The sequence below is a fragment of the Halorussus marinus genome, from assembly GCF_004765795.1.
Lineage (GTDB): Archaea > Halobacteriota > Halobacteria > Halobacteriales > Haladaptataceae > Halorussus > Halorussus marinus.
Genome location: NZ_SBIV01000003.1, coordinates 1 through 15,400, shown reverse-complemented (window position 1 = coordinate 15,400; position 15,400 = coordinate 1). Strand labels below are relative to the sequence as shown.

At 56.0% G+C, this 15,400-nt stretch carries 17 protein-coding genes; 9 read left to right on the top strand and 8 right to left on the bottom strand.

Translation table 11 applies throughout. The annotated features are described in order from the left end of the window. Together EPY72_RS06925 and EPY72_RS06920 are read right to left on the bottom strand one after the other, a co-directional pair. On the bottom strand, positions 1–390 hold the full coding sequence (locus EPY72_RS06925) for a RidA family protein (RefSeq protein WP_135805965.1): 390 nt from the start codon (positions 388–390) through the stop codon (positions 1–3). A 41-nt stretch (positions 391–431) separates the two neighbouring features. Next, positions 432–1,814, bottom strand: coding sequence for an aspartate aminotransferase family protein (locus tag EPY72_RS06920; protein WP_135805964.1), 1,383 nt, complete (start codon positions 1,812–1,814; stop codon positions 432–434). Between the two features lie 505 nt (positions 1,815–2,319). Here EPY72_RS06920 and EPY72_RS06915 point away from each other — a divergent pair. Then, positions 2,320–3,618 (top strand): tyrosine-type recombinase/integrase, encoded by a 1,299-nt coding sequence (locus tag EPY72_RS06915; protein ID WP_135805963.1) that lies wholly within the window; start codon positions 2,320–2,322, stop codon positions 3,616–3,618. A gap of 127 nt (positions 3,619–3,745) precedes the next feature. On the opposite strand, the gene EPY72_RS06910 is transcribed toward EPY72_RS06915, so the two are convergent. From EPY72_RS06910 to EPY72_RS06900, 3 genes are all read right to left on the bottom strand, one after another. Further along, positions 3,746–4,852 carry an HNH endonuclease gene (locus tag EPY72_RS06910; protein ID WP_135805962.1) on the bottom strand — a complete coding sequence of 369 codons (1,107 nt, stop codon included), beginning with the start codon at positions 4,850–4,852 and terminating at the stop codon, positions 3,746–3,748. Positions 4,853–5,046: 194 nt separating this feature from the next. After that, entirely contained in the window at positions 5,047–5,730 is a 684-nt protein-coding gene (locus tag EPY72_RS06905; RefSeq protein ID WP_135805961.1) for a tyrosine-type recombinase/integrase, read from the bottom strand. A gap of 150 nt (positions 5,731–5,880) precedes the next feature. Then, positions 5,881–6,276, bottom strand: coding sequence for a hypothetical protein (locus EPY72_RS06900; RefSeq protein WP_135805960.1), 396 nt, complete (start codon positions 6,274–6,276; stop codon positions 5,881–5,883). Between the two features lie 238 nt (positions 6,277–6,514). Between EPY72_RS06900 and EPY72_RS06895 the strand changes: the two genes are divergently transcribed. From EPY72_RS06895 to EPY72_RS06875, 4 genes are all read left to right on the top strand, one after another. Next, entirely contained in the window at positions 6,515–6,721 is a 207-nt protein-coding gene (locus tag EPY72_RS06895) for a hypothetical protein (RefSeq protein WP_135805959.1), read from the top strand. Positions 6,722–6,723: 2 nt separating this feature from the next. Then, the gene (locus tag EPY72_RS06890) at positions 6,724–7,512 is read left to right on the top strand and encodes a site-specific integrase (RefSeq protein ID WP_135805958.1); all 789 of its coding nucleotides are present in this window, start codon (positions 6,724–6,726) and stop codon (positions 7,510–7,512) included. Positions 7,513–8,544: 1,032 nt separating this feature from the next. Next, complete coding sequence (locus tag EPY72_RS06880) at positions 8,545–9,015, top strand: PDDEXK family nuclease (protein ID WP_210423506.1); 471 nt, start codon at positions 8,545–8,547, stop codon at positions 9,013–9,015. After that, the gene (locus EPY72_RS06875; protein ID WP_135805956.1) at positions 9,015–10,052 is read left to right on the top strand and encodes a hypothetical protein; all 1,038 of its coding nucleotides are present in this window, start codon (positions 9,015–9,017) and stop codon (positions 10,050–10,052) included. The genes EPY72_RS06880 and EPY72_RS06875 overlap by 1 nt, the downstream gene beginning before the upstream one ends. Before the next feature lie 74 nt (positions 10,053–10,126). Here the strand turns inward: EPY72_RS06875 and EPY72_RS06870 are convergent, their stop codons facing one another. Beyond that, a complete protein-coding gene (locus tag EPY72_RS06870) occupies positions 10,127–10,519 on the bottom strand; it encodes a SpoIIAA family protein (RefSeq protein WP_135805955.1) in 393 nt (130 codons plus the stop codon). A gap of 279 nt (positions 10,520–10,798) precedes the next feature. Here EPY72_RS06870 and EPY72_RS06865 point away from each other — a divergent pair, with 279 nt between their 5' ends. Beyond that, positions 10,799–11,179, top strand: coding sequence for a hypothetical protein (locus tag EPY72_RS06865; protein WP_135805954.1), 381 nt, complete (start codon positions 10,799–10,801; stop codon positions 11,177–11,179). Between the two features lie 70 nt (positions 11,180–11,249). Here EPY72_RS06865 and EPY72_RS06860 read toward each other — a convergent pair whose 3' ends face one another. Then, positions 11,250–12,056, bottom strand: coding sequence for a nucleotidyl transferase AbiEii/AbiGii toxin family protein (locus tag EPY72_RS06860; protein WP_135805953.1), 807 nt, complete (start codon positions 12,054–12,056; stop codon positions 11,250–11,252). Then, a complete protein-coding gene (locus EPY72_RS06855; protein ID WP_135805952.1) occupies positions 12,053–12,886 on the bottom strand; it encodes a type IV toxin-antitoxin system AbiEi family antitoxin domain-containing protein in 834 nt (277 codons plus the stop codon). The genes EPY72_RS06860 and EPY72_RS06855 overlap by 4 nt, the downstream gene beginning before the upstream one ends. A gap of 426 nt (positions 12,887–13,312) precedes the next feature. Between EPY72_RS06855 and EPY72_RS06850 the strand changes: the two genes are divergently transcribed. From EPY72_RS06850 to EPY72_RS06840, 3 genes are all read left to right on the top strand, one after another. Then, entirely contained in the window at positions 13,313–13,819 is a 507-nt protein-coding gene (locus tag EPY72_RS06850; RefSeq protein ID WP_135805951.1) for a DUF8009 family protein, read from the top strand. A 161-nt stretch (positions 13,820–13,980) separates the two neighbouring features. Then, complete coding sequence (locus tag EPY72_RS06845; protein ID WP_135805950.1) at positions 13,981–14,787, top strand: uracil-DNA glycosylase family protein; 807 nt, start codon at positions 13,981–13,983, stop codon at positions 14,785–14,787. Positions 14,788–14,918: 131 nt separating this feature from the next. Beyond that, positions 14,919–15,284 carry an Nmad3 family putative nucleotide modification protein gene (locus tag EPY72_RS06840; RefSeq protein WP_135805949.1) on the top strand — a complete coding sequence of 122 codons (366 nt, stop codon included), beginning with the start codon at positions 14,919–14,921 and terminating at the stop codon, positions 15,282–15,284. Positions 15,285–15,400 lie beyond the last annotated feature (116 nt).

The following is a 15,400-nucleotide window of genomic DNA, read 5'->3' as shown; positions in this document are numbered from 1 at the left end:
TCAGCCCAGATACGCCACGGCGTCGAGTTCGATCCGGACGTCGCCGGGGAGCCGGGACACCTCGACGCAGACTCTCGCGGGCGGGTCGCCGGGGAACCGCTCGCCGTAGGCGTCGTTGACGCGGTCGTAGTCGTCGAGGTCGGTGAGGTAGACGGTCACCTTGACCACGTCGTCGAGCCCGTCGCCGCCGGCCTCCTCGACGACCGCCGCGAGGTTGTCGAGGACGCGGTCGGTCTGGGCCTGCACGTCGCCGTCGACCTCCGCGCAGGTCTCGGGGTCGACGGGGCCGTGGCCAGAGACGTACAGCGTGTCGCCGGCCCGGACCCCCTGCGAGTAGGGGTTGTCGTTGCGCGGTGCGTCGTCGGTCACGATTCGGTCGGTGTCGGTCATAGGTCGTCGTGGATGGTAGTGGGTCGTCTCTCGCTCCGCGATCAGGCGACGCTCTTGGCGTCGGCGGCGACGTCGCGGATCGCCTGCTCGACGACGTCCATCGCGGTCTCCGCGAGCGCCTCGGTGAGCACCAGCGGCGGGAGGAGCCGGAGCACGTTGCCGTGTCGCCCGGCCTTCCAGACGAGGACGCCGTTCTCGTAGCAACGCTGTTGGATGGCCGCGACCGCGTCGTCGTCGGGCGCGCCGTCGGCGTCGACGAACTCCGCGCCGATGAACAGGCCCTTGCCCCGGACCTCACCGATTGCGCCGGTCTCCTCGCCGACGTCCCGGAGACGCTGGCGGATGTGGTCGCCGAGTTCGCGAGCGTGGGCGAGCAGGTCGTGGTCCTGCATGTACTCGATGGCCCGAGTGCCCGCGCGCATCGCGACGACGTGACCCCGATAGGTGCCGGCGTGGTCGCCCGACCCCCAAGTGTCGAGGTCCTCGTGGTACATCGTCGCCGACAGCGGGAAGCCCACGCCGCCGAGCGCCTTGGCGGTGGTCATCACGTCGGGGGTGACGTCGTACCACTCGCTGGCCCACCACTGACCCGAGCGGCCGAGCCCCGCCTGGATCTCGTCGAAGACGAGCGTCACGTCGTTGTCGTCGGCGATCTCGCGCAGGCCCTTGAGGAAGCCCTCCGGTGGCGTGATGACGCCGCCCTCGCCCTGAATCGGCTCGACGAAGATGCCCGCGGGGTTGGCGAGCCCGCCGTACGGGTCCTCGACGATGGCCCGGACCTCTTCGAGGGCGTGATCGACCGCCTCCTGGGGCTCTTTGCCCTGTCTGAACGGATGGGGGTACGGGGCGTGGACGACCTCCGAGAGCAGCGGCGTGTAATCCGCTTTGAACTTCTTGTTGCCGGTGAGGCTCATCGCGCCGCTGGTCGCACCGTGGTACGCTCCGCGGAAGGCGACGAGGCCGTCGCCGCCCGTGTTGTACTTCGCGAGCTTGATCGCGGCCTCGACCGCGTCGCTGCCGGTCGGGCCGCCGAAGACGACCCGGTTGTTCCCTTCGAGGCCCTCGGGGGCGATCTCGTCGAGCTTCTCGATGAGTTCGAGTCGGGCCTCAGTCGGGAAGTCGACGGTGTGGACGAGCTTGTCGGTCTGCTCGTGGACCGCCTCTAGCACGTATGGGTTCGCGTGGCCGACGTTCAACACGCCGATGCCCGCGAACATGTCGATGAACGTGTTACCGTCCGCGTCGCGGACCGTCGCGCCCTTGCCCTCTTCGAGGGCGACGGGGATATCTTCGGGGTACGCGACCGCGCTGCTGTCGATGTCGCGTTGCTTCTGAAGCAGTTTTTCGGATTCCGGTCCGGGAACAGTGCTCACGTCGGGCGCGTCGTCGTAGTGCAACTCGTCGATGGGTGGTCCAGCCGTCATAGGAGAACGCATGCGAATGATCCATAAATATCTTATCCACGGATTCTATCCATATCATACACAGAAATCGATACCGAGGGGATCGGTTCACGGAAACACACCACAAGGTCGCGTGACGCCCCTGAGCCACCTGATGGCGCTATTCGTCGACTCGACTGCCGACGGTGTCGGAGACGAGAATCCCGTCGCTTACGGCTCGAAGTAGCCTTCCTCAGAGATTGTGCGGACACACAAATCGACTGCCGGCTCCGAACCGTCGTCGAACGCCTCTGCAGTCCGGTCTGGGCGAGAGAGCGAGCTGAGCTCGACCGCGAACGCTCAGCAATCGCGTCTCGGTCGCGGGCCGTTCGGTACACTCGACTCGGACGTCGGAATCGACCTCGGCGACGGGTCGGTTTCGAACGACGAACGTTCCGCTCCGAAACTCGCTGTTCTCACGTAGAAAGCCAAGGGCCGGCTTTAAGGCTGAACGTTAAAGCCCTGCACTTCAAATTAATAAATGACGATGGGAACGAGAGACCAAATCGAGAACCTCCAAGAAAGAATCAAGAAACGTTCAGGTCTGTCTGACGAGGAGCCTGATGACGAGGACGCACCGTCGATCTCGGAGGACGACGCCGAGGCGCTCCTCGAATTTAGTCGGCAACTCGACCTGCTGAGTTCGAAGTACGGCGACTACAGGCATCTCAAGCTCCTCCGTCACTGCGTCATCATGGCGGAGCAAGTTGGTGGACTCGCGGACGCGCTCGAAAGTCGGGACGCTGCAGAAGACGTCGTCGTATGGATCAACCGGGAACGTAACACCCCAGAGTTCAGCGAAGAGACCAACCAGGACTACCGGGTCGCACTCCGAGTGTTCGGGAAGCGAGTCCTCAAGATGGCTGACGACGAGGTGCCGGACTCGCTTGCATGGGTTCCAACGGGGACGAGCAACTCCTACGATCCCTCGCCCAGTCGGGCGGACATGCTGGACTGGAAGGAGGCCAAACGGATGGCTAACGAAGGAACGACCAATAAACGTGATAAGGCACTCATCACGGTCGCCCACGAGCTCGGACCCCGAGGGGAAGAAATGCACGAGGTCCGGATGGGGCAAGTCAACGATGCCGACCATGGGATACAGATCATTCTCGACGGGAAACAGGGGGAGCACTCCGTCACGCTGATCAACAGCGTCCCATACCTGCAGCAGTGGCTCAGCGAGCACCCCGCACCAGATGACGACGAAGCATTTCTCTGGTGCAACCTGGACGACGCGTACGACAACGCTAGCTACCAGACGTTCCTCGGGCGGTTCAAGAAAGCGGGACCACGAGCTGGCATCGACAAGCCCGTAACGCCGACCAACTTCAGAAAGTCGAACACGTACTGGCTCGCCAAACAGGGAGCGAACGAGTCGTTCATTAACGACCGCCAAGGCAGAAAGCCGACCTCCGACCACGCGCGACGATACATCGCGGCGTTCGGACCTGAGAACGAGAACAACCAGTACGCGGAGCTTCAGGGACTCGACGTGCAGACGGAGAAAACAGAAGATCGGACACCAATCACGTGTCCGCGGTGCGACAAAGAGACCCCGCGCGATGAACCGTTCTGCGTCTGGTGTCACCAGGCGATGGAACCGGAAGCCGTCGACGAACTCGAAAAAGAGGAATCCAAGCAGCGGAGAGAACTACTCCGACTGGCGAAGGAGAACCCAGAACTGCTGGACGCAGTCGAAGACATCGAACCCTTGATCGAAACGCTAGGTGGCGACGCGGAAGTCATCGATACCGCTCGGGAGTTCGTCGAAGCGACCGAGTGACCGTTGTCGGTCACTCTACTCTCCAGAACGTCCGACGACTTCTAACAGTCTCCCATCGAAACTGGAAGCAACCGCTCTGGACAACTCCAGATCTGTAAATCGGAGGGCGAGAAGAGACCAAAGAAGGCTAGAATTCCGCAAACGTCGATTGTTCCCCGGAGTCGGCGGATTCTCGCTCGCTCCCACGTCTCTCTTGCCAGAGTTCGTAGTCATCGAAGTCAGCATCAATCCAGTCATTCCAGAACGCCTCGCGTGAATCGTACTCGACTGTATCATAGGAGCCGTCAACCTGCTCCTTCCCGCGACCGTGAGCGTACTCGTGGTGCCTATCACAGAGCAAAGCGAGGTTATCTTTCTTATGTGGCCCACCCTGCCCGTGTGGGATGACATGGTGAACGACTGTTCCTTCCTCCCCACAAACGACGCACTTGCCGTCGTCACGCTCACGGACCTCCCGCTTGAGTGCTGGGGGTGCCCGACGACTCTCCGCTCCTCGCTCAGACGAGTAAGTAATTCGCCGAGCGTAGGAAAGAGAGCAATCGGCGACACGGGCCGTGAAACGGTTATCAAGTCGGAGGTATGGAAAGCTCTCTTTCAGTCGCTTGACCACCTCTTTCTTCTGGGTTTCTTCGTGGGGGTGCCCTGCGACATCGCGGTAGAGAGAAATCAATTCCCTTCGAACCGATTGCTCTTCTCTAGCCAGCGAGATCCACTCAGAGTCATAACGACGGGTATACTCCCGGATGATGGAATCTGTTCTTTCTAGTCGCTTTAGGAACGCAACACGGTCCTGCTTCTCAGGATCGTTTTCGTGGTGCTCAGCGTACAACGAGGAGGACCCACCCGAGCCTATGCTAGTTGAGTAGTGCCATCGTTCCTCTTCGTTGTGGATTTCTAATTTACCACCGCTATCGCTCTCAACGGAGAATTTCTCTGCCTTGTCACCGAGCCACCTGTGGGCAGGAACCGTCCGAGAGCGAAGGACAGCTTCGCGCTCATAAGGAAGCCACTCTCGCCGACGAACAAGGGCGAGGTATCGTTCGCTGTCGGGCGCGTTCGCTCCCAGTGTCTGTGTCAGCGTTTCGAGATCACCAAGTTCAGTCTTCCACTCGGCAGCAGTCGAAGCGGGGATGTCGAAGCGAGATGCAATACGCTCAACGGCCTCATTATCGAACATCGAGAGCGGATCGGGATGAGGAGTGCCCGTGACCTCTTCACGTGTGATTCGGGTCATTCAGCAGGTGAAATAGGCGGTACGTATTCACTCTTGATACGCTCTTCCGTCCTCCACCAATACACCACCCTTATCATTAAACTCGCAACCTCACTTGCGAGTGTTTCACCACGGATGGTGCCTGATTAGTATGGTTTCGAAAGGGCCGAAGCAACCGGAAGCTAGTTCGGCAGTTCGCTACAGCCAGTAAGTTATCAGCAGCCGGTTCCGCACCAGAGACATCGTTGGTTTGGCAGAGTCCATGCTCCACAGTCTGGACACTGGATGGGAGGCCGCGGTCTGACATCTTCGTTGAGACCGTCCTCTTCGAAGGTCTTGACGAACTCCTTGCGCTTGTGTGGTCCCCACCCGAATCGCTCCCGAAGGGCAGGAGCCCTCAGCCCGAGCTGAACAGCCAGCTGTTTCGCTCGTGACCGGCGGATGTCGTACAACGTGAACTCTGTCGGGACCTCAGCGCGCTTACAGGCCCGCCTCGTGATCAATCGGAACTGATTCAGAGAGATTTCCTTGTTCGAATGGGTATGCGTCCAGACTGGCGACTCTGGGGCAGCTTCCTCTACAGGGTCAGCGTTGCCAGCTAGCAGTTCAGTTACTGGATGTTCTACTTGCACCCACTTTTTCAGGTATGGCATCGACCCGCAAAGGGTGAGTAATCGTTCCCGGCCATCTGGACGAGTAAGCAGGATGGCCATGTGGTCGCCTCTGTCTTCCAAGTCATCGAAGCTGAGCTGGTGGAGTTCAGACGTCCGTGCATGCGACTCCCATGCGACTGCTATGACGGCTTTGTCTCGGATGTGAATGTCCGGATGTTCGAGGATCGGTACGATGTGGTCTTCCCAGCGGAGTATGGTTCCCTGGTCGTCGTTCGGTTCTTGCATGACGCATCCAAGCGTTCGGGCCAGGGGATAATCGCCAAACCGGGGGTGAAGTCACTTCACCAGCGAAATTTTTATACAGGTCGATGATTCGTGACCGGTTTCTTGGAGAGGAGACGATCAAACCCCTACTGAAGCAAGTTATTCAGTCGGCTATGAGAACGTAGAATCGGTATGCTCCTGGTGGTGAAGGTCGAGACTTGATGTGTCCGTGTGAACCCCGGTGTTTCTGGATTTGAGCTTAGCGATCTGGGACCGGGACAGCTTTGAAGCGCACAGTCGCCATCGTTTCTCCCCGTCTCCATTGAGGAACCGAGTAACAACACCAGCATCCTCTGCCTCCGAAAGTATCGAACTCAAGGAGGCTGGAGAGTATTCTCCAACCTGGACTGTTTCCTTAGCCCCCCGTGAGTCGTCTGCAACAACCGTATTGACCTCATCTCGAAGTGCACTAAACGCGTAACTGCCCCCTTCTGCATCCAGCAACACTTTCAGCACAACTTGCGCGTATTTCTGGTTCAGTAGTCGTTCAAGCTTGGTATCGTCCATTGCAAGACGGGTTCCCAGGTCTGTATGTAAATAATATAGCCAAGGGTAGGACTACAAAATCCAGAAATGATCCTGTACAGTTTCCCGGAAAACAACAGGGTATATTGTAGAAGCCACCTGTCGAATTCCGTTTCTAGAGGGGCTACCTACTGGATTCAGAATAGGCGTTAAATAGTTTTCTCTGGTGAAGTCACTTTATCCTCGTCGCGTAGTTTACCCTCTCTGTTCTACTTCGGGTATGGCCGAATACGAGGACGGCAGTCTTCCACCGAGGGAGTACGTGCGGGAAAACAAGGAGCAACTCGAACGGTTGATCAAACACAGCAACAACGATTTCGTTCGAGCATTGGCGATAGCGGCATTCGTCGAATACGGGGAGGACGCATCGGTAGAATCGCTCACGAAAGACTTGGAGCGAATCAAGGAGTTGGAAGAGGTTCGGTGAGGATGCGGCTGGTCCCACACTCCAACTCAGACGGCTATCGGGTCTTCATGGAGCCGCATGAATACGAGACGATGGTCGAATGCGCATCACGTGATCGAGCGGAGATCGCGTTCCGGCTCGGTGCGGAATGCTCCCTGAGGAAAAAGGAGGTACTTGAGGTGACCCTCAATAAGATTCAGAAATCCCGAAGCCCTGGGGTAGAGATTTCCTTTATGCGCGTGTGGGGAAAGGAGACACGAAAAGAGAACAGTAAGAAGCCGCGAAAACCCTGGGTTCCTAACTCGTTACGAGAGGAACTCGAACGGTACAGCAAACGGAAGAACATCAGGCCTTCGTCCCCTCTGTATCCGAAATCCAAAGGAACCCTCCAAAACGATATCGTGGACGCACGGGAACGAGCAGCGGAGAAAACCGGTGATGATGATTTCCTCGAAGTGACGTTCCACGACTTCCGACGGTATTTCGCAACTCACCTATTCTACAGAGAAGGGGTTAACATCGAATTCATCGCAGCCCTCGGCGGCTGGGAAGATCCAGATTACATGAAAGAGGAGTACCTGGACCCCTACTTCGATGACGTTATCGAGCGACACTTGGCCCAGAAAGGAGTGCTCGACATCGAGAATGACCACCAGTCGGACTTCGAGAAGGTGCTAGAGAAGATGAGCGATCTGAGTAACCGTATTGATACTCTTGAGCGAACCGTTGCGACAGACACCGGTGAGTTCGAGTCTGAAGAAGTGGAGTCCGAGGAGAGCGATGAGGATCACGCGTTGGAAGAGTTCCTGTAATCCCTCTTCTCCGGGTTATGTCGGCTAGATCCTGCTACCAACGAAGAAGTCTCTGAGGTGCAAAACGGTCGTCCAGTTCTGAAGAAGGCGAGACATTAATAGCGTTGCCTCGGTGGGTTGAACGCGATCCGATCTATTCAGAGCGGGAACATAGGACTCATAATACCATCTGCGTCGTTCGGCTCTGCAAATGTCCTTCATCGGTCTGTCGTGTAGCAGAGAAGATGGCATTCTCATCCACCATAGCTCAATAGGGATGACTAAGTTGAAATTGGAATATTGGGTACATTAGTATCAATCTGTTATATCTTGATGACCCGCGAAACCAGATGGTTACGCAGTCACCCATAATATAGAGATCTGCAAAAATCACCGTATGGGAGTAGGGCGATTCGGTTCTGTATTCATCCATATTATCGGAATATGACTAACCAGAATGGAGCCGTCCCGCGATTTTTCCATTATTTCTTCTTGTACGCAACGGCAGATACAGTCACTTCTTTATCATGTATCGGCGGCGGCAATAGCTGAGATTTGTACTATTTTCTATCTAATCTTGATTATTACCGTGACCGGTTCAATCTCCTTTCAGCCCGAGACCTCAGCACTTGTTGTGCGTAGAGAGCATCATCTCGGTCACTCTTCGCTACCTCTTCGAATGCTCTACGAGATATTTGCTCCGTCAATAGCTCACCATCCTCGATTTTCCAGATAAATGGTTCTCTAGGGTCAAGTTCTCGTTCTCGCAGCATTCTACCATCCACTCGAAGCGACATCACCAGCTCGTCTCCGTATTCGATTGCTTGGTCACGGCTCAAGACCAAGTTGTCAAGGTATTCGTCACCGTTCGGTGATGGTGTCGCCCATTCTACTGTCCACTCGGGTTCGATATTATGTGAGGACATGCTCGTCCGTTGGTTGTTGAACACCAAAAGCCGTTGAGACACTAAGCAGGGAGGAGGAGACCAACAATCAAGAGTGTCCTCTCAAGTGGGAGAACACTATTGAAACCAGAGTGACTCTCGTAGGCTAATGGTTAACGTCTGGATGACTAACGGCACCCCGACGATGCCGGGGATTCTGAACCCGTTGACTGCTGCCTGTGATCAAGGGTATGTGCCGGACGAGGTCTGGGTTCTATCGAATCCCGGCGTCGCTGATTACGTTGCCGAGGCTACTGACCGGTTCGAGGTAATCATCGATGCGTATGGCGGAGATGCTGATGTCTCAGTACACGAGTTGGAACAGGAGACTGACTTCCCCGGCATCATTGATTTCTATCGATCTACTATCGAAGCCGCTCTGGATCAGGAAGACACGGTTGCTGTGGACGTAACGCCGGGTCGAAAGTTTATGTCCGCGATTGCGTTCCAAGCGGGGTTCAAGTTTGACGCCGACCACATCTTCTATTTCCACCGGAAAGCAGGGGGGTATTACGGGCAGTACTATGCCGAAATCCCACGGACAGCAACTGATTTGATCGATTTTAAGGAGGTTCTGTAATGGAGATTGAGCGTCGGCGATTGGTAGTGCTGTTGAACGCGCTATACGACCAAGGCGTCGAATCAGTCTCTGTGAAGCATCCGTGTACAGATATCGGTGAGTTAGTTCAGATCACCTTAGAGGACGATGGCCGGGCTACGGTACGGTTTACGCAAGGAACGATGACGTATCAGGATAACCGTGACACGATTCCAGCGAAGTACGGTGAACCTGCCTTCAATGACCTGCCAGATGCAGAAACGTACACTCGCGCGGCGGTCGGAAGCGGCCACGTAACGCCAGCAAACCACGACGACGTCCAAGATTTCATTCGGCGGTACGGGTATGCAGATCTCGAAGCCGGCAACGACCCTGTTGTCGTTGGGCTTGATGCGAATATTATGCCGTGGCGGCTGCCTGAAGCGCTTGGATTCGATAGTGAGACGGGCGATACTGACGAACGAGACCGCCGCCCAACTAATGGATACGCACTCGCAACCGGCGTCAAGGAAGAACTGGATTGGCACTTCAAGCAGTACAATACACACGAGTTGACCGAAGCCTTCGGCGACGAATTCGCTCGGCTCGATAACCAGCCAGCCGGCTCCAATCGGGAAGGGTTCCTCGGGCTCTACGAGTATCGTCGCCTACGGACTGACCGGACAGTCGATATTATCGAGTGTGACACCGGTGATGAAGCGATCATTTCCGCGTACCAAGAATTCAATCAGAACAGTCGAAAGCAAGCAGTGCTGTTCAGCAATGATTACGGATTCATCGACAGGAGCATCGATGCCGGCGTGCCGGCCCAGCACGTTGAGTACCCTATCGACATTCCGCGAAAATCAACGGGCTCGTGGACGCAAGCAGCCGAACTACTCTACTACCTCGCAATCCTGTTCGGAGTGATTCAACTCCCGAAGGTCACCATCTACGGTGTTTGGAACGGAAAAGACGGACGTCACTGGCAACATGAACAGCTCGATATCGACTGTCGAAGCCCAAAAATCGAGCCGCAGCTGGAACGCGACCTCACCATCCTCGATGCAACTTATTGATAGAGAGTCATGAACAGTTCACTCACCTGTTCTTCGTCTCCACAATCCGCATAATACAGCTGAGAATCGTAGTGCTACGGGCGGGGTGAGACGTTACGGATCCATTGTATGGCCTCGTCGCGGTTGTCTAGTTGGAAGTATCGCATCTGGTCGGGAGCAACTGGCCAGACTGGCCGAATAGCTCGCCACTGGTGAAAGAGTAATTTCGCCCAGAACGAGTCTCCGACGCACGCGTAAGAACGGATGTCGAACTTGGGCCCGTATCGAAGGTCTGGAAGAACCCCGTGCAGATGGGTGAGATACGTCGTTGCTGTCCAGTCGGGGACTTCCTCATACACTCGGATTGACCCGTGTTGCTTCGTTCGCTCAATGAGTAGTGAATAGAATTCCTCGTATCCGTCCGCAGTACCACCCCCGACACGTACGGCAACGAGATCATCCTCTGTCGCGTCCAGTATCTCAAACATCCGTATCGAACGCAATCGAACACATGTATCAAAGTTCCCAGGGTTGCTCGACGAATTAGTTCGTACACTTGCCGAGCAGGGGATTAAACCCCGCCAATCTGGAAATCAATCACCGTGGAAACTGTGCCACTCTGTGCTGGCAAAATAGTGAACTGCACAGCCTCAAACGGGGGACCACAGTGCGGGAGCCTGGTGCGCGTTCTGCAGAATACGGTCCAACTGAAGATGGCTCGGCGTTGGGGAAACTGATTACCGGCGTGCCGGTGTAGCACCGCATCGATGCCCCAGATATTCGACTTCTACTGTACGAATCCGGACTGTGACTTTAAGATGCCGTCCGGCTGGGGGTACTACATGTACGCGGTAGCGGATGACGGCGAACGCGTCCACTGTCCACATCCCGGGGAAATGGGGCGAGCGAGAGAAGTGATCGGCGAGGACGCATCACAGGAAGAGATCGACCGTCGCACCGGGTTCAACACGTACTGCTTCTGCATCCACTGTGAAACGCAAGTGGACCTAGACTTGGATAGGGATGAGAAAGCGTGTCCGGAGTGCCAGTCGAACGCAGTCAAGACCATCGATGAACTCGTCGACGAACAATGCCCTGTTTGCGAAGCTGGAATGGTTATCGCCGAAGACACCGGCGCAATAGCATAGCAGAACGGTACGATGTGACCGAAAGCCAACGCACCCGGGCACTCGGTTCTGCCGTTGTCCACTTCCAGAACTAGCGTTGCTGCTCGTCTATTAGCGAATCGACGTAGTCTTCGAGTGTGTCATACACGGTGCCGAACTCGGGTAGGTCTGCAACCAAATCAGGAAGCGTATTCTGCCAACCGTCACGAATCTCGTCCCGTTTCTCTCCAGGAAGCCCGTCCCGAAGGTTGATGTCTAGCCCGTCGTGGTCGCACTTCCGCCTGAATGCCGGAATGATAACCGAATCATCAATGTTAGCCTCCGTAATCATTCGATAGAGGTCGTAGTAGTCACGAGCCTGTGACCGCTGATAGAGTGCTCGCAACTTCTCCGCGAAGATCTCCTCCAAGCTGTACGCGGTCAACTCGAATTCTGGGACGTCTTCGTAGCGGTGGTGATGAGTCACTGGGTCAAACGCCACGTATTCGTCGATCATGACGTCGAGACTCGTTGTGTTCTTGTGACCGAGCACAGCGGTGTACTGGATGTCGATATCGACGTAGTGCGTCGGGTACGCTTCTTTCTGTAGTTCGCGGTGTTTGGTTACCTCGAAGTCGATACCAGAGGCTCTGGTCGCGTCGTCCAATGTGCTTTGCAACTCGGCTTCGCTCCCCTGGTACGCTCCCTCGACACCGAAATCGAGGTCTTCCGAGTAGCGCCACGTCTCCGGGAAGTACAACTTGCTGAGTGCAGTGCCGCCCTTGAACAGCAGGTTGTCACCGTACGAACTCGTGTAGATTGCCCAGAGGATCCACGAATTGACGTAGTTCTTCTCCGCGTAGCCGAGGCGAACATCTAACTCTCTGGCCTGCCGTCGAAGTTGCGCTTCAGAGATCATGAGAAGTCCTCCGGGAGGAACGATTCGGGGGCGACGTTCAGACGGAGTTGATACGTGCTGTCGCGGGTACCCTTCGCTTCTCTCGTCGGATCTAGCAGTGGGTAGCCAGTTGTGAAGTTCTCGACGAGGTCCTCGTACCCTGGCAGAGAAATATCCAACTGGTCGGCGAGATACACGAGTCGTTTCGTTGCGGCACCGTTCCCAACTCGCCGCAGGTACTCGACGACTCGCTCCCACGAACATTGCGTGTCGACAGCATTCTGCATCGCCTTCGCAAGCTCGCTGATACCCCCGCAGAACTCGGGGTGGTCGGCGCAATCGACCAGGGTTTTCTCGATGCTCGCTATGTTCACCTGGTTTGACCCGACTGCCGTCGGGTGATAGCCGAAGAACTTCTGCTCAGTGACGGTCACGGGTCGATACGTTACCCCGTGGATTTCCCGCTCTTGGGCGCGCTCTGTCGTCACGATGTACACCGTTCGAGACAGCTGCTCCGTCAGCCCGTGATGGTTCAGCGCGCTCCAGTACCCGATGTACATCGGGTCTACGAGTGCTGATGCGATGACGAACTCGTGTTCGGTATACACGGCGTTCTCGCCCGCAGCGAGCGGCAGGATGAGGTACTTCCCGTGGGCGATCCGCTCTAGCCAGCCTTTCTCCTTGAGGGCATACGCCATGTCCTTGGCCGACTTCCGCGGAATGTCGAGGACATCCGCGATGTCACTAATAGTGATGACCTGCCGGTTCTCGCTTGCAAGCCGTGACAGTGCCTGCGACTCACGTGTCGCCAGGCTCTTTCGTTGAGTCTCTTCGCCGTTTGTTGAGTCCATAGCCGCTCAGCGTACATAGACTCTAAATCCGCCCTCGGAATAAAGGTACTCGTTGAGAAGAGTTCTGACCAAAGTCGCCTCTACAACCGCTCAGCATACATAGACTCTAAATCTGCATCCGACACCAACACGAAACAGACGCTTCTCTACCGGTGAGTTGAGTTCATCAGCCTCCCCGAGAGTTGCAAGCCAGCGATCAAGGAACGTCGAGGCTCCGAACCGCACCCTAGCGACCACACTCGCACTCGGGTCATTCTCGCCCTCGTAGAACTCCGCGATGAAACATTCGTAACCGCGTGACAGCGAACCTCCTACACCATAGTGAAACGGCTTTAGAAGAGCCAATAGGTCGCATAATATCTTCTGAGGGAGTATTGTGGCCAGGGTTTATCCGAAACCAGGTGAGAAATTGTGTGCTGTTCGACCATGACGGGAACACAGAATTCCACCGACACGAGCACCGACACAGATGATAGCGTCATCCTCGTCGTTGATCCCGACGACATCCTCAACGCGATGCGACGCAACGCACGCGACGCCCACACTCGTCGAACCCACAAACTCCGATTCAACCGACCACTGGAGGGTCGCGTTACCGCCAGCACCCACGTCCACCAGGAAGGAACCTACTGGCCAAACCCAAAGACAGCCCCACTCACTCTCGAACCGGAACAGTTCATCGAGGATGATGCAGCTGAAGAGACCGCGCACCCAGAACAGTGGCAAGTTCACGAGGCCGCGAAGGACGTCGACGGCGTAGACGACGTCGCAGACGTGAGCGACGAAGCACTCGACGAGTGCTGGGAAGTCCATCTTGAACACTGGGAGAGCGCCGTCCGGCATCATCTGAAAACAGAGGTCGACATCCACGAGTACAGACACGGACCAGGCGTCGAACCACACATCGTCACCGTCGAGTACGACGACGAGTAATAATCGCCAGTAAGATCTTCGTGTATCCCCGCAGTGATTGTGTGAGGAACTCGCGGCATTTCCCGTAAATATCCGATGTCGAGGGCTTCCCGGAAACAATCCGACTGGTCGCTATCCTCGTTGGAACAACTAAGTCCGACGTAGCTCAATGGCCCTACAACATGAATTCAGAGTTTGTTGAGCACATCGAACATCCCGAATCCAGGTATCTCCAAGAGACTCAGCAACGTGCTTACGACCGCGTCCGCGACCGCTTGAATGACCACCACATGGTCGATGTTCCCGAACAGGTTCTCGAAAAACTCACCTACGCCTACTACCACGATTGGGAGCAAAACAACCCTTCCTACGTCTTCTTACTCGCTGACCCCGGCGTGCCAGGAGAGCACGTCGTCTTCGAGGCAAACGCCTACGCCGACCTCGACACCGATAACTACAGAGAAAAGGTACACGTTGACCAGCGCTTCGGCGCTCGATGGTTAGCGAAGAAACGCTACACAGACTTTACCTCGGAGTTCATCCAACAGTGCCAAGAACACGGGTTGATCGATGTGGACGAGCCATGGTGGCAGTATCTGCTCTCCGGATCCTTTTTCGATGATTTCTACATGACTGACGTGGTGAAGTACCGCGAAAACAGCCCCTCCAAAGCAGCCCTCGATGCCTCAGTCCGCCTCTGTCTCATCCGCGAATTAGAATACATCAACCCCGACTTGATCTTCACCTTCGGCAGCCGAGCTTGGGACGCCGTCCAGACACACCTCCAAGCAGACCCCATCGGTGATCTCGACGACCCGTCCTCAATCACCGAAGTTCACGGGACACTCCACCGCGCAACACGCGAACACGACGTCCCAATCCTTCCCTGCGGACACATGAGCCCGCAGTTTCGCGGCGCACAGATCACCCACGAGGAATACATGGAACGTATCGCGGCTGGACTCGAAACACATGCAGCGGCTCAATAACATCCTCAGAGTAATTCGAAGCCTCAGCAGGGAAGATACGAAACCACACGGCCCTCGACCCTGACTGGTTCTGGTGGCAGCCAGCCTGGTTTGGTGAACCTATTTACTCCGTTGGGACACTGGTTGCGATAATGTCAGGATATCTGATTCGAGTAGGGCTGGATTCTGGGGAGATTGGTGGTGGTGGCCATAGTCCGATAAACAGCGATGGGCGTTTTGACTACATCCCGATTCCCGAAGATGCGGATACTACAGAGGAAACAACGTACGATTCGTTTTCGAGTAGAATAGGGTCAACTGCGTCTGAGCATACGACACGAGATGGAATCACCACGCTACACTATGACCCCGAGTTTGAGACGTACACATATGGCGAGGTAGGGAAAAAGAAACGGCAGTCGTTACGAAAACTGTCAAATGGCGATTTGCTGGTGTTCTATTCAAGCCTGAAACCCTCGAACGGACTTGGATCAATCAGGCTGTATAGGCTGTGTTGAATCGCCATACGGCAGAGAGGTAGGCCGCTAAATCAAAGGAGTTGAAGCGGGAGAGTTCCGTTGACCATGACGCAAATCTCCCGCTTCATCGGGGAGGTTGTACCGGTTGCTCAAAG